Here is a 21,643-nt window from a genome sequence, read left to right as displayed (position 1 = left end):
AGGACCTTCGGGCGAGGGCGATCAGGCGTGACGGGTGGTGTCGATCCCGAGACTCATCCCGGCCAGGCCCCGGCGACGGACCGCCAGTTTATCGGCGATGGCGCGCAGGGCCGAACCCGACGCCGACTCGGGAGCCGAGAGCACCACCGGGGCCCCGGCGTCGCCGCCTTCACGCAGGGCGGTCTCGAGCGGGATCTGTCCGAGTAGTTGCACTTCCGCGCCCACCATGCGCGTAAGCCGGTCGGCGACCGTTTGCCCGCCGCCGGAGCCGAAGGGCTCGATCCGGGTGCCGTCGGGCAACTCCATCCAGGACATGTTCTCGACGACGCCGAGGATCTTCTGGCGGGTCTGCAGTGCGATCGCACCGGCCCGTTCGGCGACCTCGGCGGCCGCCTGCTGCGGGGTGGTGACTACCAGGATCTCCGCGCCCGGGATGAGTTGCGCGATCGAGATCGCGACGTCGCCGGTGCCGGGCGGCAGATCGAGCAGGAGCACGTCGAGGTCGCCCCAGTAGACGTCGGCGAGGAACTGCTGCAGCGCTCGGTGCAGCATCGGTCCGCGCCAGGTGACCGGGGTGTTGTCGTTGGTGAACTGGCCGATCGAGATGAACTTCACGTCGTGGCTGATCGGCGGCATGATCATCTTCTCGACCTGGGTCGGTTTGGCGTCGCTGCCGAGCATCCGGGGCACCGAATGGCCGTAGATGTCCGCGTCGAGCACGCCGACCGACAATCCCCGCTCGGCGAGCGCACACGCCAGGTTCACCGTCACCGACGACTTACCCACCCCGCCCTTGCCCGAGGCGACCGCGTAGACCCGGGTCAGCGAGCCGGGCTGGGCGAACGGGATCACCGGTTCGGCGGAGTCGCCGCGGAGCTTCTTGCGGAGTTCGGACCGTTGTTCGTCGTCCATCACATCGAGCTCGACGCGGACCGCGCCGACTCCCGGCACGTCGGCGACGGCGGTCTCGACGCGTCCGCTGATCTCGGTGCGCATCGGGCAGCCGGAGGTGGTGAGATACACCGTGATGTCGACGCTGGCATCGTCGTTGATCGTCACCGACTTGACCATGCCCAGGTCGGTGAGCGGTTTGCCGATCTCCGGATCGCGGACCTTCGACAGGGCCGCACGGATCGCGGATTCGGTGGGGGACACTCCAGTAGTCATCCCAGCCAGCTTAACCAGTGGTGGCGACGGCGGGCCCGGAGCCCTGTGGTCCTGTGGGCGGAGCCCTGTCGTCACTGTGGGCGGAGCCCTGTGGTCACCGTGCCGGGGTGGTGCGCGGCGTCGGGGCCTGCGTGGTTTGTGGGGCGGGCTGACCCGGGATGGTGATCCCGGGCGGCAGGCACAGCATGCCGAGGCACTGCTGGGTCGGCGTGGTGGTACTCGGTGCCGACGGGGACGACGACGGCCCGCTCGGTGATCCCGGTGACGGCCGTGACGCCGAACTCGGGCTCGACGACGAGGACGAGGAGGCGGGCCGGCGCATCTCGGGAATGGGGTTGGTCGGCATGACGCCGGTGGCATACGCCGCAGCCCAGGCCAGGACGTTCTCGGCGTACTCGACAGAGTGGTTGTAACGCATCACCGCGGCCACCTTGTGGCCGTCGGCCATGATGTCGGTGACGCCGGCGCACAGGTAGCGGCCCGCGGAGTAGGTGGCATCGAAGACGTTGTTCGGATCGGCCTTGCCGTCGCCGTTGGCGTCACTGCCCCAGGCGGCCCAGGTGCTCGGGATGAACTGCATGGGGCCCATCGCACGGTCATGGCTCGCGTCGCCGTCGACCCGGCCGCCGTCGGTGTCGCGGATGACCTGATTGCCGGCGAGCGAACCGTCGAGGACCGGTCCGGCGATCGGGTTGATCGTCGTGCCGTACTGGTCGACCGAACCGTTGCTCGCATGATTGGACTCGATGCGTCCGATGCCGGCGAGGAGGAACCACGGCAGTTTGCAGGCGCCGCTCTCGGATGCCACGCGGTTGGCGGCGAGTTTGTAGGCCTGCAGGACGACGCCGGGGATTCCGAGCGGACCGGACGGGAGGTCGGCGGCGATACGGAACTGCGGGGCCACCGACGGGGCGGCGGTCTGCGCGGCGGGGGGAGCGAAACCCAGCAGGGCCACCGGCTGACCCGCGGCCACCGCGGCGACCTCGACGGGCGCCTCGGGCGCGGCTGCCACCGGGATCGCACCGTCATGTGCGCTGGAGGTGGCGGCTCCGAGGATCATCGCACCGACCAGCGCGGCGCCGACGCCGACCGAGGCGGTGCGGCGGGTGACGACGGTACGGCCTCGCGGTCCTCGGCGTAGCCGTAGGGGCCGTGGTGCCATCATCGCCGTCCACCCCGGGAGGAAGTCGCAGCGTGGGTCGGCACACCCGGTGGCGTTGCCCGCTGCGGTTCCGGCGCAATCCCCGATCTCGTCGGCAGCCCTGTCACGTCGTTCACTCCGTTGTCACTTCACGCACTATCGCCCCCCGAGGAGCATCAACTCGCGCGGCGGCAGACCACCGATCGAGAATCGGTGACGGATCATCAACCTGCCCTGCACTGTGGTCCACCATACATTTGGGTCGGGTGTCCCAGTCGGCGAACCCCGGAATCGGGCCTCGAGACGAACATCGGCGACGGTCGATGCCGCGTTACCGCCGGTCGGTCACCGCTCAGCGCCGATGCTCGCGCGCGGGATTCGTCGGTTTCGTCGGTGTCCGCCGGCTCGGATGTGTTGCCGACCGGGCCTCGGCATCGGGATCGGTATGCCGACGCGGACCGTCGACGGGCGTGTCGAGGTCGCGGGCGGCGAGCCGATCGACGAGGTCATCGAGCAGATCGTCGAGCTCTTTGCGCAGGTAGTCACGGGTCACGGTGTCGCCGACGGCCAGCCGGACGGCGGCGAGCTCACGCGCGAGGAACTCGGTGTCGGCCTTGGTCTGTGCGGCCCGCGTGCGGTCCTCGTCGAGGGCGACCTTGTCGCGGTTCTCCTGGCGGTTCTGCGCGAGCAGGATCAGCGGCGCCGCGTAGGCGGCCTGGGTGGAGAACGCCAGATTCAGCAGGATGAAGGGGTACGGATCCCATCGCAACGAGACCGCGAACAGGTTGATGAGGACCCACACGATGACGATGACGGTCTGGATGGCCAGGTATCTGCCGGTGCCGAGGAAGCGTGCGATGCGTTCGCTGTAGACGCCGACGATGTCGGAATCGAGGTTGAAGCGCGGTCGGCGATTCTCGCGGGGCGTGTCGAGGCGCCGTCCCCGCGGTTCACTCATGAGGACACCTCATCGCTGACCTCGTCGTCGGCCGGCTCGGTCTCACGCCAGTCGCGGGGCAGCAGTTCGTCGAGCAGGTCGTCGACGCTGACGGCACCGAGCAGGTGGCCCTGATCGTCGACCACGGGCCCGCAGACCAGGTTGTAGGTCGCGAAGTAGCGGGTGACGGTCTCCAACGAATCCTCGGGTTGCAGATGGGCCAGATCGGTGTCGAGGATGCCGCCGACGATGTTGGCCGGCGGCTCCCGCAGCAGCGCCTGCACGTGCACACAGCCGAGATACTTGCCGGTGGGGGTGGAGGTGGGCGGGCGGACCACGAAGACGATGCTGGCCGCCGCCGGGTTGATGTCGGGGTCACGGACCCGGGCCAGGGCCTCGGCGACGGTCGTCGCCGCGGTCACGATGACCGGTTCGGAGGTCATCAGGCCGCCGGCGGTGTCCGGGGAGTGCGTCAGCAGACGCCGGACCGGCTCGGATTCCTCTGGGTCCATCCGGGTCAGGAACGCCTCCGCCTCGGCGTCGGACATCTCGCCGAGCAGGTCGGCGGCGTCGTCGGGGTCCATCGCCTCGAGAACGTCGGCGGCCCGCTCGATCTCCAGGTGCGAGAGCAGATCGGTCTGGTCGTCGGGTGGGAGTTCCTGCAGCACATCGGCGAGGCGCTCGTCGTCGAGTGCGGTGGCGATCTCGTCACGCCGCTTCGCGGGCAGTTCGCGCAGGGCGTTGGCGACGTCGGCGGCGCGCATGCCCTCGAACTGCAGCAGCGCCTGCGCGACGCCCTGGCCGGGCAGGTCCAGGGTGCTCTGGGTCAGGCCCTGCACGCTCGACCACTCCACCACGTGGGTCTGCATGCGTCGCAGTCCGCGGCGACCGGCGCGGACGGCGACGCGGGAGACCACCCAGTCGCGGGTGCGGGTGCGTTCGATCCCGAGGTCGACGACGACGACCTCCTGACCACCGAGTTCGGGCAGGTCGGGATCGTCCACCCGCACGCGGGTGTCCAGGATCTGTCCGATGGCGAGTGCCTCGCCGGGCCGCAGGTGCAGGCGTCGCAGGCTCACCGTGCCGGTGTTGAGGGTCACCGCATCCGGTTCGATCGCGGTGACGCGCAGCATCGGGACGAAAATTCTTCGGCGGGTGGTCAATTCGACGGCCAGGCCCAGGGCGCGGGGCTGCTGGCCGGGTAACCGGACGGAGATGACGGCATCGCGCACACGCCCGATGGATTCACCGTCCGGACCCAGGACGGCCAATCCGACTAACCTGGCCACGAACACCTTGCTCACCGCCGACATGGGAGTAAGGGTAATTGCATCGCACCCCGCGGCGTGGCCACGCCACTCGTGGGTGCGACCACAGCGACAGTGTCGGACGTGAACGCACCTGATGACCGAGGAGTCCGGAGATGACCAATCCCATGCAGCCGTCGCGCCAGACGCCGGGACTGCCCACCCCGCCCAAGGGCTGGCCGATCGGCTCGTACTCCACCTACGCCGAGGCGCAACGGGCCGTGGACTATCTGTCCGACGAGCACTTCACCGTCGAGGACGTCACCATCGTCGGCGTCGACCTGATGCAGGTCGAGCGGGTGATCGGGCGACTCACCTGGGGCAAGGTGATCGGCGGCGGCATCGTGTCGGGGGCCTGGCTGGGTCTGTTCTTCGGTCTGCTGGTGTCGCTGGTGGTCACCGGGAATCCGCTGGTGCCCATCCTGGTCGGCATCGTCGGCGGCATCATCTTCGGCCTGATCTCGGCGACCATTCCCTATGCGGCCACGCGCGGACAACGGGATTTCGCGTCGACCATGCAACTCGTCGCCGGCCGCTACGACGTGCTGTGTGATCCGAAGAGTGCGGAGAAGGCGCGCGACATGCTCGCCAAACTCAACCCCTGACGTTGTGGGTCTCTCGGACGCCGGCGTTCGGTGGGCGGGGCGCCGCGGGGGTGGAGTGCATCCGACACGCCCGGGCGCACACGCCTTCTCGGATCGTCGATGCACGTCGGCGCATGCGGTGACACGGTCAGATCACGATTCTTGATGATCTGGGACGAACGCACCCATTGTGTTGATCGTCACAGGCGTGGCGGGATAGCGTAGCGTCCAGATGACGGTGGTGCTCACCGTCGTGCCCACGACATCGAGGAGGCTGCGTGCGGCGAAGGATTGGCGGCGTGCGACGCAATTCCGCGGACGGTGAGCGTAACCGCAAGTCGTCCTTGGGGATCCGTGGAAAGGCGGTGATCGCGGGCGCCGCCCTCGCGACTGTGCTGCCGATCATGACCGCGTGCGGGTCCGGATACGAAGAGGGCGTGCTCAACCTGTATCCGCCTGCCGATGGTGCGGATTCGATCAAGATCCAGGCCGATCGGTGCTCGCAGGAGTCCGGTGGTCGGTACCGCATCGTCACAACGCCCCTGCCCAAGGGTGCCGACGACCAGCGTCTGCAACTCGCGCGACGCCTGGCGGGCAACGACCACACCCTCGACCTGATGGGCATGGACGTGGTGTGGACGGCCGAGTTCGCCGATGCGGGTTGGCTGGTCCCGGTTCCGTCGGAGTACCTCGGTGAGGTCACCGCGTCGACGCTCGGCGGCCCGTTGGAGACCGCGTTGTGGCGCACGCCCGACGATGATCGCGAACAGCTGTACGCGGTCCCGATCTGGACCAACACCCAGCTGCTCTGGTACCGCAAGGACACGTTGCGGTCCCTCGGCCAGATCGCCCCCGCGACGACGTGGGAGGGCATGATCGCCGACGCCCAGAAGAGTCTCGCCGAACGCGGACCGAGCCAGATCATGGTGCAGGGACGTCAGTACGAGGGCCTGATGGTGTGGTTCAACTCCGTCCTGGCCAGTGCGGGCGGCTCGGTCGTCGATCCCGATGACCCGAACAAGGTCACGCTCAATGACACCCCGGAACACCGCGCGGCGACCGTACGGGCGTTGCGCATCATGAAGGCCGTCGCCACCGCACCCGGACACGATCCGTCACTGACCAACTCCGACGAGGCGGCCGCCCGACTGGGGATGGAAAGTGGTGACGCGATCTATGAGGTCAACTGGCCGTTCGTGTTCAGCGGCATCCGCGAGAACTCCGCGGCCGGCTCGGTGCCCTTCCTGCCGGACATGACGCGCCACAATGACTTCCTGACCAACCTGGCCGACCCGCCGACCACCGAACAACTCCAGCAGTTGGTGCCGATCAACGACGAGATCCGGCAGAAGTTCGACTTCGCCGCGTATCCCGGTGCCGGAGAGGGCCTTCGGGCCCGCAGCACCCTCGGTGGTCTGAACATCGCGGTGGCCTCCACCTCGCAACAACGCGATCTGGCGTTCCAGGCGGCGATGTGCCTCACCAGTGAGCAGGCGCAGAAGTTCTACTCGATCAACGCCGGGACACCGCCGGTCAACCGCGCGCTCTACGACGACGACGAATTCCGCAAGACCTACCCGATGGGTGATCTGATCAAGAAGCAGCTGGAGGCCGAGAACGCCGCGCTCCGGCCGAAGTCGCCCGATTACCAGGCGATCTCGACCCTGGTGCAGGCGAAACTCTCTCCGGTGGGGGCCTGGGACCCCGAGGTCCTGGTCGATCAGCTCGCCGATGCGGTCACCAAGGCGATCAACGGGGAGGGGCTCATCCCATGACCACCGGCGACGACAACGATTCCGGACGCCGCGGGCGTCACGCCATGCCCGAGGATTCCGTGCCCGAGAACTCACCGACGTCGGGTCCCGAACAACCCGGACTGGACGTGACCGCGCCGCACACCTTCGGCAAGGCGGTGCATTCGGAGGTATGGAAGGCGCCTGCCGGGTCGGGCTCGGGTGCGACCTCGGATGCGGGTGCGGCATCGGATCGCGGTGCGACATCGGATTCCGGTGCGACACAGGCCGGTCCGGCCGACCGACCCGGGCGCTCGGCGGCGGGCGCCGGTGCGCTTCCGGCGGCGGCCGCCGCGACCGCGGTGGCGACGCGGCCCACCGGCCCGGCGCCCGCGGCGGCTCCCGGCGCCAGGAGACTCAGTGAGGGCAAGAAAGCCGAACGGCGACTGGCGTTCTGGCTGGTGCTGCCGTCGATCATCATGATGGCGCTGGTGACCGGATACCCGATCATCTATGCGGTGTGGCTCTCGCTCAACAAGGCGAGCCTGTCGGCGCCGGGGGAGCGGGAATTCGTCTGGTTCGGCAACTACGCCACGGTGCTCACCGACGGCTACTGGTGGACGGCCTTCGGGGTGACCCTGGGCATCACGGTGGTGTCGGTGATCATCGAGTTCATCCTGGGCATGGCGATTGCCCTGGTGATGCACCGAACCCTGTTCGGCCGCGGCACCATTCGCACGGTGGTCCTGATCCCGTACGGCATCGTGACCGTGGCCGCGGCGTTCTCCTGGTACTACGCGTGGACCCCGGGCACCGGCTATCTGGCGAACCTGCTGCCCGACGGCACCGCGCCGCTGACCGAACAATGGCCGTCGTTGGCGATCATCGTCCTCGCCGAGGTGTGGAAGACCACCCCGTTCATGGCCCTGCTGTTGCTCGCCGGGCTGGCGTTGGTACCCGACGATCTGCTCAAGGCCGCCCAGGTCGACGGTGCCGGCGCGTGGACTCGCCTGTGGCGCATCATCCTTCCGCTGATGAAGCCGGCGATCCTGGTGGCGTTGCTGTTCCGCACCCTGGACGCCTTCCGCATCTTCGACAACATCTACGTCCTCACCCGGGGATCGAACAGCACCTACTCGGTGTCGATGCTCGGTTACGACAACCTGTTCAAGGCGTTCAATCTGGGTGTCGGATCGGCCATCTCGATTCTCATCTTCATCTGCGTGGCGATCATCGCGTTCATCTTCATCAAGGTATTCGGTGCCGCGGCACCGGGTTCCGATACCGAGGGGAGGTAGGTCGCATGGGTACCGGTGCAAGGCCGAAGTTCTGGTGGGCGATCGCCAACATCCTGGTGATCCTCTATGCGATCATCCCGTTGCTGTGGATCGTCAGCCTGTCGTTCAAACCGGCGTCGAGCGTCACCGACGGCAATTTCATCCCGCGCGAATTCACCTGGGACAATTACTCGTCGATCTTCTCGACGAGCGCATTCACCAGTGCGCTGATCAACTCGATCGGTATCGGGCTGATCACCACCGTGATCGCGGTCGTGCTCGGCACGATGGCCGCGTATGCGGTGGCGCGCCTGGACTTTCCGGGTAAGCGACTGCTGATCGGTGCGGCGCTGCTGATCGCGATGTTCCCGCAGATCTCGCTGGTCACCCCGCTGTTCAACATCGAGCGCCGGCTGGGATTGTTCGACACCTGGCCCGGTCTGATCCTGCCGTACATCACCTTCGCGTTGCCGCTGGCGATCTACACCCTCTCGGCTTTTTTCCGGGAGATCCCGTGGGAGTTGGAGAAGGCCGCCAAGATGGACGGTGCCACCCCGTGGCAGGCCTTCCGCAAGGTGATCGCGCCGTTGGCCGCGCCCGGCGTCGTCACCGCGGCCATCCTGGTCTTCATCTTCGCCTGGAACGATCTGCTGCTCGCCCTGTCGCTCACCTCGACCGAGAGGGCCATCACCGCCCCGGTGGCGATCGCGAACTTCACCGGCAGTTCGCAATTCGAGGAACCGACGGGTTCGATCGCAGCGGCGGCCGTCGTGATCACCATTCCGATCATCATCTTCGTGCTCTTCTTCCAACGTCGAATCGTGGCCGGGTTGACCTCCGGTGCCGTGAAGGGATAAGCCATGGCAGAAATCGTCCTGGACAACGTCACAAAGCAGTATCCCGACGGTTCCGTCGCGGTCCACTCGGTGAACATCGACATCGCCGATGGGGAGTTCATCATCCTGGTCGGGCCGTCGGGCTGCGGAAAGTCGACCACGCTCAACATGATTGCCGGTCTCGAGGACATCACCGACGGTGAGTTGCGGATCGGTGGTGAGCGCATGAACGAGCGCGCCCCGAAGGATCGTGACATCGCGATGGTCTTCCAGAGTTACGCGCTGTATCCGCACATGTCGGTGCGCGAGAACATCGCGTTTCCGCTGACCCTGGCCAAGCTGCCCAAGGCGGAGGTGGCGGCCAAGGTCGACGAGGCCGCGAAGATCCTCGACCTCGGGCCGTACCTGGACCGTAAGCCGGCGAACCTGTCCGGCGGACAGCGTCAACGTGTCGCGATGGGCCGGGCGATCGTGCGCTCGCCCAAGGCATTCCTGATGGACGAGCCGCTGTCCAACCTCGACGCCAAGCTGCGTGTGCAGATGCGTGCGGAGATCTCGCGACTGCAGCAGCGACTGGGCACCACCACCGTGTACGTGACCCACGATCAGACCGAGGCGATGACGCTCGGCGACCGCGTGGTGGTGATGCGTTCGGGTTATGTGCAGCAGATCGGTTCTCCGCAAGACCTGTACAACAATCCGGTCAACGTGTTCGTGGCGGGATTCATCGGGTCGCCGGCGATGAACTTCATTCCCGGTCGGCTGGGCAGCGACGGCATCTCGACCCCGTTGGGAACCATTGCGCTGCACGATCAGAGTGAGGTCACCGCGGCGGCGTCGCAGGCCAAGGGCAACGGGGATGTGCTCGTCGGGATCCGGCCCGAACACCTCGAGGACGCGCAGCTGTTGGATGCCGATACCCGTTCGCGTGGTGTGACCTTCACCGCCGACATCGATGTGCTCGAATCGATGGGCTCGGACAATTACGCGTACTTCTCCCTCGGTGGGAGCTCCGCGACCAACGACGCGCTCGAGGAGTTGTCGGCGGACTCGGGTGCGGTTCTCGGTGGGGGACAGTTGATTGCGCGGCTGTCGCCGGAGTCGCAGGTGCGACGCGGAACGAGCGCCGAACTGTACTTCGATCCGGCGCGGGTGTCGGTCTTCGACCAGCAGTCGGGTGCGAGCCTGCGGCACGTGACGAGCGCCGGTGACCGGGCCGGCGGAAGCGGTGGGGGGCTGCTCACCAAGCGCTGAGGCGCTCGCCCCGACACCGCTGCGACTCCATCGCCTCACCGTCTCCGTCGGTGCGGCTGGTCGCGGAGTTCGTCGATGATCTCGTCGTCCCAGATGTGCTTGCGTACCAGTCGATATCGTTCACACGCCAGCCACAGGTACAGTTCGGCGTCGCTGTCCAGGTCGGGTCGGACGTCGGCGCGACGGGCCATGCGCACGACCGGCAGGAACTCCTCGCCGAACCACCGACGGGCCACGTCAGGCCGGCTGATGAACTCGCCGATCTCCTGGCCGAGGCGAAATCCCCACGCCTCCACAGATTCTGCGAGTTCGGCGTAGTCGAAGGGGTCGGCGAGGCGGATGGCCTCGGCCTGCGCGCCGCTCAGTGGGACGCGGGCGAGGAAGAGTCGGCGATGATCCTTCAGGATGAGATCCGCGGTTACGTTGATGCCCTCGGGTGAGATCCGGGTGTGGATCTCGGTGACGTAGGCGTCGATCGTGTGCAGGTGCCGGGCGATGGCGATGGATACCCGATGGTGGCCGTCGATCACGAAATGCAGTGAACCGATCCGGTACAACCGCACCGGCGGCACCGATTCGCCGCGTCGCTGGGCCGCCGCCAGACGCTGCCAGCGTTCCCGGATCCGGGCCGAGGTGGGACGGAAGTACCGGTCGAAGTCCTTGGTGCGATCCACGCTGCCGACGATGGACGAGACCTCCACCACCTGCAGGCCCAGATATGTCTCGCCGGTGCGGCCGAGTGCGGCGACCACCTCGTCGAACGGCAGGATGGTGTTGACATCGGCCGGTTGGCGGGTGAACCACTGTGTGAGACGGGCGAGTTCGGCCGACCGCCGCATCCGTGCGAAGTCGTTCTCGGCATCGGCGTCGGGAAATCCGGTGTCACGCGCCATATCTCCTCCTCGCGATCGTGTGATCGCCGGTCGCCGGATCGAAATCGAACCGGCAGTATCCGACGACGTTCATCGAGATGGTGTCGGCGCCGATGACGAGGTCGCGGGGATGCGTGCCGTGCGGGTGAATGTGACCGTGCACCATCATCTTCGGGCGCAGGTGCTCGACCAGCGGGTGAAAGCACGCGAAGCCACGGTGGGCGCGGTCGTCGGCGTCACCGACACCTCGGGCCGGTGAATGGGTGAGCAGGATGTCGGGGCGGATGCGGGGCCGGCGGGCCCGCAACGACAGGCATCGCAGTCGCTGCTGCGTCTCGGTGTACTGGTTGGGTCCGCCGTTGTACCGCACGCTGCCGCCGAGGCCGCAGATCCGGACCCCGGCCACCGTCACCGTGCGTCCGTCGGCGTTGATGGCGCCCACCGGACCGGGATCGGCGCTGGGCAGGCCCGCGCGTGTCCATCCCGATCGGCCGCGGCGGTACCCGCGCAGATCGCGGTCGTGGTTGCCGGGAACGTAGACGCAGGGCGCATCGCACAGGTCGGAGAGCAGTTCGAGGTAGTCGAACGGCAGGTCGCCGGCACCGAGGATGAGTTCTGGGCGCACGTCGATGCCGACGCCGAAGGTCAGGGACTCGACGACCTCGTCGGCGACCGCCAGGATGCGTACCACGACCTCAGCGTAGTGTGCCGACGGCTCACATTGTGGCGGGCGAGCGTCCGGGGTCGGCAAGGTCGATGGCGGCCTCCGCCCATGCCCCGCGCAGTGCATCGACGCCTTTGAGGCGCATCCAGGCCGCCTCGTTGGCGGTGATCGGGACGGCCCGGAGAAATCGCACCGGATCCATCGGGGCGGGTAGGTCAACCTCGCCGAGTTCGACGTCGGCGGCGGTGACCAGTGCGGTGAACGGGGCGCCGTCCCACAGTGGTTCACCCAGGTCGACCAACGCGTCGGCGCCCAGGACGAGGCCTTCGACGGCGGGTGCGGCGGCGATCGTGGCCAACCGGCGATGCAGCCCGGGAAGAGGGCGCGAGGCATGCATGCGGACAACGATCTCCACGCGGGGGCCGCGAACCGGGTCCGGGTTGAGCTCATTCGGGTCGGCCATCGGGTGCCGCGCACAACCCACGGTCACGTATGCGGCGTCCTTTCCGACGACGAACCGTTCGATGTCGATGGGTTCGACGCCGAGGAAGGTCACCGACGCGCGTTGCGGCCGGCTGCCGAAGGCTGCCTGCAGATGCTTCTCGATCAGGTCGGTGACGGACTCGCTCACCCCGACCACGGTAGTGCCGGGCCGACCGGTGCCCCAGGTGTGGGTGTCACAACCAGTGATGCCGCCGGAAGACGACCCACAGGCCGGTACAGGCGATGATCAGTCCGACCACCACGGTCATGAACCCGGCGTGGTCAGACAGTCCGGGCATGTACTCGAAGTTCATGCCGTAAAGGCCCGCGACCATGGTCGGGACGGCGCCGATCGCGACCCAGGCCGAGATCTTGCGCATGTCGCCGTTCTGCTGGATGCTCACCTTCGTCGCGGCCGCGTCGAGCAGCGAGCTGAGCAGTTCGTCGTATTCGACGACCCGCTCGATGACGGTGGAGAGGTGATCGGCGACATCGCGCAGATGGCGACGAACCTCCTTGGGCACCAACGGATTACTGCCGGCGGTCAGTCGTGACATCGGCCCGGACAGCGGGGTGACCGCGCGGCGCAGTTCGAGGACCTCACGCTTGAGCAGGTACACGGTGTCGATGTTGAGCCAGTTCTTCTGCGCGCCGAAGACCACGCTTTCGATGGCGACGATGTCGACGTCCATCTTCTCGGTCACCGCGAGGTAACTGTCGATGACGAGGTCGCTGATCGCGTGCATCACCGCCGTCGGTCCGAGTTGCAGACGTTCGGGACGGTCCTCGAGGCGGCGTCGGAGGCCGGAGAGGTGGGTGTGATCGCCGTGGCGGACGGTGATGACGAAGTCGGGTCCGACGAACACCATGATCTCGCCGGTCTCGACGACCTCGCTGGCCTTCTCGATGGTCTCGTGCTCGACGTACTTCACGGTGCGCAGCACCAGGAACTGCATGTCGTCGTAGATCTCGAGTTTCGGTCGCTGATGGGCGTGCACCGCGTCCTCGACGACGAGTTCGTGCAGTCCGAACACGTCGGCGACGCCGGCCATCTGATCGTCGTCGGGTGCGTGCAGGCCGAGCCAGACGAATCCTTCGCCGGTGGTGCGGACCTGGGTGAAGGCCTCTTTGTACGTGATGTGTCCGGGTTGCCGGATTCCGTCGATGTAGACGGCACAGTCGACCACCGCGCGGGCGACGGGCACGGGAATCCGCGGGAGGGGACGGCGATCCCGGCGGCCCGGCACGATCCCGCGATTCCCGGGGCGCAGGTAGGGCATCGACGGCATCTCTGGGATGCTACGCCCCCGCGGCGAATGGCCGAGGTTCTCGGTACGCCGGCTCCGGTGGCGTCCCGGGACCCCGACGGGCATCGGCCGTAGGATCGGCGGATGTCCTTTGACGTGACGGTGTACACGACGACGCTGATCACGCTGTTGGTGATCATGGATCCGCCCGGCCAGATCCCGCTGTTCCTGTCGCTGGTGGGGCATCGCTCACCGGAGTATCGGCGCCGGGCGGCGTGGCAGGCCCCGCTGGTGAGTCTGTTGGTGATCAGTATCTTCGCGATCGGCGGCAAGGCGATCCTCACGTATCTGCACATCGGCATCCCGGCACTGCAGGGCGCCGGTGGTCTGCTGTTGCTGTTGGTGGCGCTGCAACTGCTGACCGGGCTGGGCAATGCGGGAACCCCGACCGCCTCCGACGACGTCAATGTCGCGTTGGTGCCGTTGGGGACCCCGCTGTTGGCCGGTCCCGGCGCCATCGCGGCGGTGATCGTCGGGGTGAGCGGGGTCTCCGGCGACGTCGGCGGTTACCTGGCGATCGCCGCGGCGATCGTCAGCGTCCACATCGTCGTCGCGATCGTGTTGCGCTACTCCACGGTGCTGATCCGGGTGCTCGGCGTCGGCGGTATCACCCTGCTCGCGAAGATCGCCGGCCTGCTGCTGGCGGCCATCGCGGTGCAGCTGATCGCCGATTCGATCGCCGGGTTCATCGCGGCCGGCGGCTGAGACGGTGGGTGGCCGCGGACGACGGTCGCCGAGCGCTACGGTGATCATCGTGCGATGTCGAGTGGTCCTTGCCGCGGTGGCCGCCGCGGTCGTCGGAATCGGGGTGCTGAGCGGATGCGGCGGCGAGTCCGATGCGCCGCGCGCGCTCGTCATGGGGTCGGCGGACACCCCGGAGATGACGGTGATGGCGCAGGTGTATGCGACGGTGCTGCGCGGTGCCGGCGCATCGGTGTCGTCGCACCTCGACACCGGAGACGACGCCGCCCTGATGGCGCAGATGCAGCAGGCCGACGTCGAACTGTTCCCGGCGTTCATCTCCGCGCTGCTCTCGCAGCTCGCGCCCGCACTGGAGTCGACCGCCCCCGCGCCCACGAGCGGCGCACCCGCCACCGACGACGGCGTCGACCCGCTGTATCGGGATCTGAGTCGTTCTCTGCCGCAAGGTGTTTCGGTCGGTGATGCAACTCCGGTGACCGCCACAGCGCAACTGTTCGTGGCCACCACCCTGGCGGCGGGAGCCGGCGTCGACGATCTGTCCCAGTGTGCGCGCCTGCCCGCGGACCTGCCCGTCGTCGTCACCGCCGAGCCCGACGCGGCCACCGTGGCGGCCTTCACCGACGCCGGCTGCCGGCTGGGCCCGGTCGAGGTGGTCGCCGACGCGACGGCGGCACTCGCCCGCGCCGGCACCGGCACGGCGGTCGCGTTGCTCACCCCGCTGCAGGTGGCCGGTGACACCGCCTCGGGACCCGCGGGCGATGTCACGGCGCTGGCGGCGACCGACAGCGCGCCGGGACCGCGCGCCGAGGTTCTGGTACCCGTCTACCGCACCGCCTCGCTGACCGAGGATCAGGTCAAGGCGGTCAACCGGGTGGCAGGCGAGATCACCACTGCCGATCTCGCGACGATGGCCGATGCGGTCCGGGGCGGCGCGTCACCGGCGGTCGTCGCCGGTGACTGGGTCAACGAACACGGGGTGTGACACCCGAGGGGCTGGACAGCCCGGGCGACACCGAACGATCAGCGCCGGACGGTCAGCGCCGAAAACCCGGCAGCCGAGCCAGGAACGTCGCCTCGCGCGGGCCGTCATCACACGGGCCTGCATTCCACGATGCCCGCTCGTCCATGGTGCGCAGGTCGACATAGCCCGGTAGGCGGCGAAGACGTGCGGCGAGGTTGTCGCGGAGGGTGACCTCGGCCGCCGCGCAGCCGTGACACCGGCCGGTGAGCGCGACGGTGACGACGCCCTGCGACACCCCGACCAGCTCGACGTGACCGCCGTGGGAGGCGGTGTAGATCCCGAACTCGCCGTCGAGGACCTCGCGGACGCCGGCCTCGAGTTCGCGGTCGGCGCCGCTGCGGACCAACGCCGCAGGGTCCGCGGCGTCGTCGGACCGGGAGGTGTGGTGCGCATCGTCGGCGCTCGGCCAGCCGCCCGGACGGGACAGCACCTCGAAGAGTGCCGCGCGGATGGCGGGGCCGGCCGACGCGACATCGGTTCGGGCGCCCACCCGGGTCTCGATGCGGCCCGGCCGCACATGCACCGACCGCAGGACTCCACGCTCGAAGAGATCGTGGAGTTCGGCGGGCAGTTCGGCATCCTCGGGACGGTCGTCGACGCGGACCAGTCCCGGACCGACCCGCCAGCCGATCACATCGGGCGCGGCGGGATCGATCGGAGTGGGCAACAACATGATCGGCACGGCGACCTCACCCGCTGATCGCCGCGGCGATCTGATATCCGATGAAGCCGGTGACCCATGCGAGGGCGAACATGTACCCCCAGGCGATCAGCGGCCACCGCCACGAATTGGTCTCGCGGCGAATGGTTCCCACCGTCGACATGCATTGCAGCGCGTACACGTAGAACAGCAGTAGTGCCACCACCGTCGGCGCGCCGAACAATTTATCGCCCTGGTGCGGACCGCTGGTGTAGGTCATCTGGGACAGCGCCGCACTCGGGTCGTCGGGATCCTCGGCCGCGCCGATCTGTCCCAGCGTCGAGACCGCCACCTCACGGGCCGAGAACGATCCCAGGATGGCGATGTTGATGCGCCAGTCGAAACCGAGGGGAGCGAACACCGGCTCGACGAACTTGCCTACCGAGGCGGCGTAGCTGTTCTCCATCACATACGAGCGGGATTCGGCGTCACCGATGGCGTCGGCCTCCTCCTGCGTGGAGCCCTGCGCGATCGCGGTGGCCACCGCGTCGGTGCGAACCTGTTCGGCCTCCTCGGTGTGGGCCGGCAGTGACAGCAGCACCCACAACACGATGGAGGTGGCCAGGATGATCTTGCCGACCTTCTGCAGGAACATCCGGGTGGAGTCCCACATCATCAGCAGCACCGATTTCACGGTCGGAACGCGGTAGGGCGGCATCTCCATGTAGAAGGGCATCAGGCCGCTGCGCAGCTTTCGGGTGCGCTTGAAGACCGCCGACGCCGCCATCGCGGACAGCGCGCCGAGCAGGTACAGGCCGAACATGACCAGACCCTGGGTGTGCACCGGACCGAACCGCGAATCCGACGGGATGAGCAATCCGGTGAGCAGCACGAAGACCGGCAGCCGGGCCGAGCAGGTCACCAGCGGCGCCGACATCGCGACGGCGATGCGGTCCTTGGACGACGGCAGGGTGCGCGTCGCCATGATGCCGGGGACGGCGCAGGCGAACGAGGAGAGCATCGCGACGAACGCTCGTCCCTCCAGGCCGGCGCGGCTCATCACCCGATCGGTGAGGAATGCCGCGCGCGACATGTACCCGATGTTCTCCATGATCGCGATCAGCAAGAACATCAGCACGATCTGCGGGACGAAGACCAGGACACCGCCGACACCGCCGATCAGTGCCGTCGAGAGGAAATCGGCGAGGATCGGTTGTGTCACATGGTCGGTGACCAACGTGCCCAGCCACCCGAAGAACGTCTCTATCCAGTCCTGGAACGGCGCCGCAACGGTGAACACGACCTGGAAGAACGCGAACATCACGGCCAAAAAGACCAGGGTGCCGAACACCGGATGCAGCAACACCCGGTCGATGCGGTTGGTGCTGCCGGGTTCCCGCGGGGGCCGATAATCGGCGAGGGTCAGGGCCGAATCGGTCCAGTCGGCCAGCAGCGGTCCCGCGTCGGTTGGCGGCGCAACCGCCGGGCGGCTCCACGAGTCCGGGTCACCGAGCATCTTCCGCACCGGCTCGAGGGTGGACTTCCTGGTGCCCACCACGGCGCGGACGGGAACCCCGAGGGCCTCGGACAGGCCGGCCGGGTCGACGTGTCCGCCGCGGCGCTCCATCTCGTCGGTCATGGTCAGGATGATCGCCACCGGGATGTCGAGGTTGAGTGCCTCGGCGACCAGCGTCAGCGACCGTTGCAGGACGGTGGAGTCGACGACGACCATGGCGGCGTCCGGTCGGCGGGCACCGTCGAGCTCGCCGGCGAAGAGATCGGTGACCACCTTCTCATCGGGTGAGATCGGATCGAGACTGTAGGCGCCCGGCAGGTCTTCCAGATTGATGGTCGTGGTCGTCTCGGCGGTCGTCGCGGCGCCGGGGCCGTCGGGGTGGATCTTGTTGGCGGGCAACGGAACCTTGAGCGATCCGACGGATCGGCTCACCGTCACGCCCGGATAGTTGGCGGTCTTGAGCCGCAGGCCGGTGAGGCCGTTGAAGACCGAGGTCTTGCCGGCGTTGGGGCTCCCGATGAGGGCGATGCTCTCCAGCGGCTTGCCGTCGGCATCGACGCCGCCCCCGCTGCGGCCCGTGCCCGGGTCATGGCAATCGCTCATCGGTCCGTCTCGCATTCGATGTAGTCGGCCTCACGAGCGCGCAGGCACATCTGGTAATCCATCACCCGGTACACGCACGGATCACCGAGCGGGGCGCGTCGGATCTTGGCGACGGTGGCACCGGGGACGAATCCGAGGCTGACCATCCGCTTGCGTACGGCGGGGGGACACGAGTCGCTGTAACCGGTCACCGTGGCGAAGTCGTGCAAGGACAACGACGTGAGTGCGATCCTCGGTCGGGCTGGCGTGGACATGAACTGCCTTCCTCTGCAACGGGGGGCGGCATGTAATTGGCCGGCATGCCACACCCATGACACCATGTTAGGTACGGCTGGCCTTGTCCGTGAGGGTCATTGGTCATGACTTCAGCATCGAAGAAGGGCCCTTCGCAACGCGAAGGGCCCTTTTCGCCGGACTCTCGTCCCGGAATCGTTACTTCGGCGCCGCCTTGGACAGTGCGGCGGCGGTCACCTTGGCGGTGATCCACTGATACTTCGACGCGACGATGCGAACCCAGATGTCGAGGAGTTTCGCGTCGGTGCCGACGAGGATGCGCGCCTTGTTCTTCTGCACGCCCTTGATGATGGTGTCGGCCGCGTCCTCCGAGGTGGTGCGGGCCAGGTATCGATCGAAGAAGGCGGCGTTGCTCTGCGCATCGTGGTCACCGGATGCGGTGGCGTTGCGCGCGATCGCCGTCTTGATGCCGCCGGGATGCACACACGACACCTTGACCGGGTGCTTGGCGACGATCATCTCCTGGTTCAGCGACTCGGTGAAGCCGCGTACGGCGAACTTGGCGGCGTTGTAGGCGGCCTGCCCGGGCTCGGAGAGAAGCCCGAACAACGACGAGGTGTTGACGATGTGGCCGTCGCCGGAGGCGATGATGTGCGGCAGGAATGCCTTGGTGCCGTTGACAACCCCCCAGAAGTCGACGTCGACGACGCGCTCGATGTCCTTGAACTCGGTGCGTTCGATCTCGCCGTGGTGGGCGATGCCGGCGTTGTTGAAGATGACGTTGACCGTGCCGTAGTGGGCCACCACGGTCTCGGCGTACTCGAGGACCGATTCGCGTTCGGCGACGTTGAGGATCTGGGTGTGCACCTGCGCCCCGGTCTCGCGGACGAGGCGTTCGGTTTCGGCGAGGCCGTCGGGGTTGAGGTCGGAGATGGCCAGCTTGGCGCCCATGCGGCCGAGTTTGACGGCGAGGTCGCGGCCCATGCCCGATCCGGCTCCGGTGATGACGACGACCTTGTCGTGGAAGTCCTTCATGGTGTCTGCTTTCTCCTGCTGTGGGGTCGGTGTGGACTGCGTGCGCGATATCAGGCGCCGGCGGTGACGGGCGTGGGGTCCACGGTGGTCGCCGCGTCGGCGGCGGTCCTGACGTCGTAGGCGACGACGTCGAATGTCCTTGTCTCCCGCCGGAAATCGAAGGTGAAGCCCGGCCACAGGGTGGTGATGTTGCCGTTGGCGTCCTTGTACCACGACGCGCAGCCGCCGTTGACCCAGACGCTGTTGCGCAGCTTGTGCTGGATGCCGGCGTTATAGCGACGCTGGGCGGCCTCGGTCACGTCGATCCGCACGGCGTCACGGCGCCGGGCGGTGGCGATGTAGTCGGCGAGGTAGTTGAGCTGCGATTCGATCATGTAGACCATCGAGGTGTGGCCGAGGCCGGTGGACGGCCCGATCATCAGCATCATGTTGGGGAACCCGTGGACGAAGGACCCCTTGTATCCCTGCATGCCGATCTCGTCCCACACCTGTGCCAGGCTGCGTCCGTCGGCGCCGATGATGCTGCCGAAGACGGGGGAGTCGGTGACGTGGAAGCCGGTGGCCACCACCAGGATGTCGATGTCACGGGTGGTGCCGTCGGCGGTCACCACACCGGTGGGGGTGATCCGCTCGATGGGATCGGTGACGAGGTCGACGTTGTCGCGGTCGAGTGCCGGGTACCAGGCGTTCGAGCGCAGGATGCGCTTGCAGCCGATCTGGAATTTCGGGGTGGCCTTGGCGCGGAGCTCCGGGTCGCGGATTCCGCGGAAGATGTTCGCGCGGGCCAGGATCTCCACCGGCTTGAGCGCGGCGGGGGAGTAGGTCATGCCGAAGGCGACGAACTCGTTGAAGGCGTAGATGCCGGCCCGGCTCGCGGTCTGGACCGCGGGCAGGTGCTTGAAGGCCCAGTGTTCGACCGGGGTGTAGGGCCGTTCGGTGCGCGGCACGATCCACGGCGCGGTGCGCTGGTAGACGTCGAGCCGGCCGGCCACCTTTGCCAGCTCCGGCACGATCTGGATGGCCGACGCGCCGGTGCCGATCACCGCGACCCGCTTGCCGGTGAAGTCGACGTCGGAATCCCAACGCGCCGAATGCATCACGGTGCCGGCGAAGGATTCGATGCCCTCGATGTCGGGAAGGTTCGGTTCACACAGGGGGCCGACCGCACCGATGAGGTGCCGGGCCTGGTAGGTGTTCTCGACTCCGTCGGTGGTGGTCGAGATCAGCCAGTGCGCGCTGTCCTCGTCCCACGCGGCCCGGGTGACCTCGGTGCCGAAGCGGGCCCGCTCCCGGACGCCGTGGTCATCGGCGACGGAGTTGATGTAGCGATGGATCTCGGGCTGATGCGAGTACGAGCGCGACCAGTCGGGGTTCGGCGCGAAGGAGTAGGAGTACAGGTTCGACGCGACGTCGCACGCGGCGCCCGGGTAGGTGTTGTCGCGCCAGGTGCCGCCGAAGTCGGCACCGCGATCGAGGATCACGTAATCGTCGACGCCCGCGCGGCTGAGGGTGATGGCGGCCCCGAGTCCGGAGAAGCCGGCTCCGACGATCGCGATCTCTACATCATGCGTTGTCATGGTGACCCACCATAGAGGCTTATTGAATACCCGTCAATAGTTATTGAACATGAGTCAGTAGGCTACGATGGCGGCCATGGCCTCGTCGAACCCCGTCCGATCCGGCACTGTCCGATCCGGTGCCCCGGCCGGGGCACGCCGCACCCGGATGAGCCCGCAGGAGCGCCGCGATCAGCTGATCTCCCTCGGCCTGCAGATGGTCTCCGAGCGCCCCCTCGAACAGGTGACGATCGACGCGATCGCCGGCGTGGCCGGGGTGTCGCGGGCACTGCTGTTCCACTACTTCGAATCCAAGCAGGACTTCCATGTGGCCATCGCACGGGCGCAATCGCAGGAGATGCTCGACTGCACCCGCCCCGACGAGTCGCTCGGCGATCCGCTGAGCGTGCTGGCCGGGTCGATGTCGGCGTTCGTCGAGTACGTGAGCACCAACCGCACCGCGTACATGGCCTTCATCCGCGGCTCGGCCAGCGCCGACCCGGCGATGCGGGAGGTGTTCGATCACACCCGATCGGCGATGGCCGACCGGGTGCTCGAGCACGCGCCGGCCCTCGGCGTGGCGCTCACCCCCCTCGTCGAGATGACGGTGCACGGCTGGATCGCGTTCGTCGAGCAGACCACGATCTCGTGGCTGACCGACCCGGTCATCGGCCGCGAGGAACTGCTCGCCGTGATCACCGCGTCACTGCCCGCGCTCGTGGCCGCCTCCGGCACCGTCGTCGATCTCCCCGGCTGACCCGCCCACGACGAGAC

Annotated in this window: 21 protein-coding genes; 8 read left to right on the top strand and 13 right to left on the bottom strand. The window is 67.6% G+C overall.

From position 1 onward, the window contains the following. Positions 1–21: 21 nt before the first annotated feature. From ABLE94_RS07795 to ABLE94_RS07780, 4 genes are all read right to left on the bottom strand, one after another. Complete coding sequence (locus ABLE94_RS07795; protein WP_348808502.1) at positions 22–1,167, bottom strand: Mrp/NBP35 family ATP-binding protein; 1,146 nt, start codon at positions 1,165–1,167, stop codon at positions 22–24. A 94-nt stretch (positions 1,168–1,261) separates the two neighbouring features. Then, positions 1,262–2,329: a lytic transglycosylase domain-containing protein gene (locus ABLE94_RS07790; protein WP_348808617.1), complete on the bottom strand. Its 1,068-nt coding sequence runs from the start codon at positions 2,327–2,329 to the stop codon at positions 1,262–1,264. Positions 2,330–2,660: 331 nt separating this feature from the next. Then, positions 2,661–3,266 carry a DUF1003 domain-containing protein gene (locus ABLE94_RS07785; protein WP_348808501.1) on the bottom strand — a complete coding sequence of 202 codons (606 nt, stop codon included), beginning with the start codon at positions 3,264–3,266 and terminating at the stop codon, positions 2,661–2,663. Then, the gene (locus ABLE94_RS07780; protein WP_348808500.1) at positions 3,263–4,558 is read right to left on the bottom strand and encodes a magnesium transporter MgtE N-terminal domain-containing protein; all 1,296 of its coding nucleotides are present in this window, start codon (positions 4,556–4,558) and stop codon (positions 3,263–3,265) included. The genes ABLE94_RS07785 and ABLE94_RS07780 overlap by 4 nt, the downstream gene beginning before the upstream one ends. A gap of 110 nt (positions 4,559–4,668) precedes the next feature. On the opposite strand from ABLE94_RS07780, the gene ABLE94_RS07775 reads away from it, so the two are divergent. The 5 genes from ABLE94_RS07775 (at position 4,669) to ABLE94_RS07755 (ending at position 10,236) form a co-directional block, all read left to right on the top strand. Continuing rightward, the gene (locus ABLE94_RS07775; protein WP_348802515.1) at positions 4,669–5,157 is read left to right on the top strand and encodes a YflT domain-containing protein; all 489 of its coding nucleotides are present in this window, start codon (positions 4,669–4,671) and stop codon (positions 5,155–5,157) included. Positions 5,158–5,540: 383 nt separating this feature from the next. Beyond that, the gene (locus tag ABLE94_RS07770) at positions 5,541–6,911 is read left to right on the top strand and encodes an extracellular solute-binding protein (protein WP_348808616.1); all 1,371 of its coding nucleotides are present in this window, start codon (positions 5,541–5,543) and stop codon (positions 6,909–6,911) included. After that, positions 6,908–8,167, top strand: coding sequence for a carbohydrate ABC transporter permease (locus ABLE94_RS07765; RefSeq protein ID WP_348808499.1), 1,260 nt, complete (start codon positions 6,908–6,910; stop codon positions 8,165–8,167). The genes ABLE94_RS07770 and ABLE94_RS07765 overlap by 4 nt, the downstream gene beginning before the upstream one ends. Positions 8,168–8,172: 5 nt before the next feature. After that, complete coding sequence (locus ABLE94_RS07760) at positions 8,173–9,003, top strand: carbohydrate ABC transporter permease (protein ID WP_348808498.1); 831 nt, start codon at positions 8,173–8,175, stop codon at positions 9,001–9,003. 3 nt (positions 9,004–9,006) lie between these two features. Then, the gene (locus tag ABLE94_RS07755) at positions 9,007–10,236 is read left to right on the top strand and encodes an ABC transporter ATP-binding protein (RefSeq protein WP_348802512.1); all 1,230 of its coding nucleotides are present in this window, start codon (positions 9,007–9,009) and stop codon (positions 10,234–10,236) included. A gap of 35 nt (positions 10,237–10,271) precedes the next feature. Here the strand turns inward: ABLE94_RS07755 and ABLE94_RS07750 are convergent, their stop codons facing one another. The 4 genes from ABLE94_RS07750 to ABLE94_RS07735 are packed head-to-tail and all read right to left on the bottom strand — an operon-like array spanning position 10,272 to position 13,535. After that, positions 10,272–11,129: a chromosome partitioning protein ParB gene (locus ABLE94_RS07750; RefSeq protein ID WP_348808497.1), complete on the bottom strand. Its 858-nt coding sequence runs from the start codon at positions 11,127–11,129 to the stop codon at positions 10,272–10,274. After that, the gene (locus tag ABLE94_RS07745; RefSeq protein WP_348808496.1) at positions 11,119–11,799 is read right to left on the bottom strand and encodes a metallophosphoesterase family protein; all 681 of its coding nucleotides are present in this window, start codon (positions 11,797–11,799) and stop codon (positions 11,119–11,121) included. Before ABLE94_RS07745 ends, ABLE94_RS07750 begins: the two co-directional genes overlap by 11 nt. A gap of 25 nt (positions 11,800–11,824) precedes the next feature. Next, positions 11,825–12,403, bottom strand: a complete 579-nt coding sequence (locus ABLE94_RS07740) for a suppressor of fused domain protein (RefSeq protein WP_348808495.1) — start codon at positions 12,401–12,403, stop codon at positions 11,825–11,827. 46 nt (positions 12,404–12,449) lie between these two features. Further along, complete coding sequence (locus ABLE94_RS07735; protein ID WP_425476169.1) at positions 12,450–13,535, bottom strand: magnesium and cobalt transport protein CorA; 1,086 nt, start codon at positions 13,533–13,535, stop codon at positions 12,450–12,452. 111 nt (positions 13,536–13,646) lie between these two features. On the opposite strand from ABLE94_RS07735, the gene ABLE94_RS07730 reads away from it, so the two are divergent. After that, a complete protein-coding gene (locus ABLE94_RS07730; protein WP_348802505.1) occupies positions 13,647–14,267 on the top strand; it encodes a MarC family protein in 621 nt (206 codons plus the stop codon). Positions 14,268–14,316: 49 nt separating this feature from the next. After that, the gene (locus ABLE94_RS07725; RefSeq protein WP_348808493.1) at positions 14,317–15,246 is read left to right on the top strand and encodes a glycine betaine ABC transporter substrate-binding protein; all 930 of its coding nucleotides are present in this window, start codon (positions 14,317–14,319) and stop codon (positions 15,244–15,246) included. Between the two features lie 52 nt (positions 15,247–15,298). Here ABLE94_RS07725 and ABLE94_RS07720 read toward each other — a convergent pair whose 3' ends face one another. The 5 genes from ABLE94_RS07720 to ABLE94_RS07700 form a co-directional block, all read right to left on the bottom strand. Further along, on the bottom strand, positions 15,299–15,958 hold the full coding sequence (locus ABLE94_RS07720) for a NifU family protein (protein ID WP_348808492.1): 660 nt from the start codon (positions 15,956–15,958) through the stop codon (positions 15,299–15,301). Between the two features lie 16 nt (positions 15,959–15,974). Next, positions 15,975–18,044, bottom strand: a complete 2,070-nt coding sequence (gene feoB / locus ABLE94_RS07715; RefSeq protein WP_348808491.1) for a ferrous iron transporter B — start codon at positions 18,042–18,044, stop codon at positions 15,975–15,977. Beyond that, the gene (locus ABLE94_RS07710) at positions 18,041–18,298 is read right to left on the bottom strand and encodes a FeoA family protein (protein ID WP_348802501.1); all 258 of its coding nucleotides are present in this window, start codon (positions 18,296–18,298) and stop codon (positions 18,041–18,043) included. The genes feoB and ABLE94_RS07710 overlap by 4 nt, the downstream gene beginning before the upstream one ends. Positions 18,299–18,476: 178 nt before the next feature. Next, positions 18,477–19,313: an SDR family NAD(P)-dependent oxidoreductase gene (locus ABLE94_RS07705; RefSeq protein ID WP_348808490.1), complete on the bottom strand. Its 837-nt coding sequence runs from the start codon at positions 19,311–19,313 to the stop codon at positions 18,477–18,479. Between the two features lie 50 nt (positions 19,314–19,363). Next, positions 19,364–20,890 carry a flavin-containing monooxygenase gene (locus ABLE94_RS07700; RefSeq protein ID WP_348802499.1) on the bottom strand — a complete coding sequence of 509 codons (1,527 nt, stop codon included), beginning with the start codon at positions 20,888–20,890 and terminating at the stop codon, positions 19,364–19,366. Positions 20,891–21,038: 148 nt separating this feature from the next. On the opposite strand from ABLE94_RS07700, the gene ABLE94_RS07695 reads away from it, so the two are divergent. Further along, complete coding sequence (locus ABLE94_RS07695; protein ID WP_348803179.1) at positions 21,039–21,626, top strand: TetR/AcrR family transcriptional regulator; 588 nt, start codon at positions 21,039–21,041, stop codon at positions 21,624–21,626. Positions 21,627–21,643 lie beyond the last annotated feature (17 nt).

It is taken from the genome of Gordonia sp. VNK1 (assembly GCF_040049135.1).
GTDB classification, from domain to species: Bacteria; Actinomycetota; Actinomycetes; order Mycobacteriales; family Mycobacteriaceae; genus Gordonia; species Gordonia oleivorans.
Note: the sequence above shows the minus strand (reverse complement) of the source record. Positions and strands in the feature narration are given on the sequence as shown.

Coding starts and splice junctions, on each gene's coding strand:
- ABLE94_RS07795 (WP_348808502.1), bottom strand. CDS start 1,167: ATGACTACTGGAGTGTCCCCCACCGAATCCGCGATCCGTGCGGCCCTG.
- ABLE94_RS07790 (WP_348808617.1), bottom strand. CDS start 2,329: ATGGCACCACGGCCCCTACGGCTACGCCGAGGACCGCGAGGCCGTACC.
- ABLE94_RS07785 (WP_348808501.1), bottom strand. CDS start 3,266: ATGAGTGAACCGCGGGGACGGCGCCTCGACACGCCCCGCGAGAATCGC.
- ABLE94_RS07780 (WP_348808500.1), bottom strand. CDS start 4,558: ATGTCGGCGGTGAGCAAGGTGTTCGTGGCCAGGTTAGTCGGATTGGCC.
- ABLE94_RS07775 (WP_348802515.1), top strand. CDS start 4,669: ATGACCAATCCCATGCAGCCGTCGCGCCAGACGCCGGGACTGCCCACC.
- ABLE94_RS07770 (WP_348808616.1), top strand. CDS start 5,541: ATGACCGCGTGCGGGTCCGGATACGAAGAGGGCGTGCTCAACCTGTAT.
- ABLE94_RS07765 (WP_348808499.1), top strand. CDS start 6,908: ATGACCACCGGCGACGACAACGATTCCGGACGCCGCGGGCGTCACGCC.
- ABLE94_RS07760 (WP_348808498.1), top strand. CDS start 8,173: ATGGGTACCGGTGCAAGGCCGAAGTTCTGGTGGGCGATCGCCAACATC.
- ABLE94_RS07755 (WP_348802512.1), top strand. CDS start 9,007: ATGGCAGAAATCGTCCTGGACAACGTCACAAAGCAGTATCCCGACGGT.
- ABLE94_RS07750 (WP_348808497.1), bottom strand. CDS start 11,129: ATGGCGCGTGACACCGGATTTCCCGACGCCGATGCCGAGAACGACTTC.
- ABLE94_RS07735 (WP_425476169.1), bottom strand. CDS start 13,535: ATGCCCTACCTGCGCCCCGGGAATCGCGGGATCGTGCCGGGCCGCCGG.
- ABLE94_RS07730 (WP_348802505.1), top strand. CDS start 13,647: ATGTCCTTTGACGTGACGGTGTACACGACGACGCTGATCACGCTGTTG.
- ABLE94_RS07720 (WP_348808492.1), bottom strand. CDS start 15,958: ATGTTGTTGCCCACTCCGATCGATCCCGCCGCGCCCGATGTGATCGGC.
- feoB (WP_348808491.1), bottom strand. CDS start 18,044: ATGAGCGATTGCCATGACCCGGGCACGGGCCGCAGCGGGGGCGGCGTC.
- ABLE94_RS07710 (WP_348802501.1), bottom strand. CDS start 18,298: ATGTCCACGCCAGCCCGACCGAGGATCGCACTCACGTCGTTGTCCTTG.
- ABLE94_RS07705 (WP_348808490.1), bottom strand. CDS start 19,313: ATGAAGGACTTCCACGACAAGGTCGTCGTCATCACCGGAGCCGGATCG.
- ABLE94_RS07700 (WP_348802499.1), bottom strand. CDS start 20,890: ATGACAACGCATGATGTAGAGATCGCGATCGTCGGAGCCGGCTTCTCC.
- ABLE94_RS07695 (WP_348803179.1), top strand. CDS start 21,039: ATGAGCCCGCAGGAGCGCCGCGATCAGCTGATCTCCCTCGGCCTGCAG.